This is a genomic window from Fulvivirga kasyanovii (assembly GCF_009711405.1).
Taxonomy (GTDB): domain Bacteria; phylum Bacteroidota; class Bacteroidia; order Cytophagales; family Cyclobacteriaceae; genus Fulvivirga; species Fulvivirga kasyanovii.
On the sequence record NZ_SMLW01000097.1, the window covers coordinates 1 to 679 of the forward strand.

A 679-nucleotide genomic window follows, 5' to 3' on the forward strand; every position below is an offset into this window, starting at 1 on the left:
CAGTGTACTTTCTTCCGATTCACTTTTAACCCCAAAGTCAATTCCACCCCACGATCCAGGCAAACCTTTGTTTACAACCCATTACAAATTATCCGTGTCTTAACTCAAACTTTAATTAATTTGAGAATGAAAAAAGTACTTACCACACTCATTACGATTACCGTAATGAACCTGCCCATTTCCTGCGTCATGTATGACTGCGGAAGTTCCGGACCTGTCGAATCAAGGGTAAAAGAACTAACCGCCACCATTGGCAGCTATGGTACGGATAATTTCAATACCACGATGTCCACCAGCTTCGATCAGACTGCAGTACGCATGCAAGTTACTGAAAATGAGTACCTGAAAGCATATGCACCGATGCCTTCAGGCCTTTCGTTCATCAATAGTGCTTACGCATGTGATCCTGTCATCCTCGGGCCTTCTCAGAGAATAACACGCCTGGAGATTACCTCAACTGAACCTGTTTTCTCCAATAACACGGAGTACAAGCCCGGCACAAGCCTAAACGCATTATTCCATATTGCTAACCGCAATGAGATAGATATTGAAGCGTTTTTGGTTGAGCAGAATGAAGCCCGTGCAATATTTGGAGAGCTCGGTGATGAGGTCATTTTCATGTTAAAAAATGCTCCCGATGCCTCCATTAATTTAAAATTACAGGTAGAAATTGAGTTTA

1 protein-coding gene is annotated in these 679 nt (G+C 42.6%); it reads left to right on the forward strand.

The annotated features are described in order from the left end of the window. Nucleotides 1-126: 126 nt before the first annotated feature. The coding region (locus E1163_RS00165) for a hypothetical protein (protein ID WP_155168519.1) at nucleotides 127-679 on the forward strand (553 nt) is incomplete at its 3' end.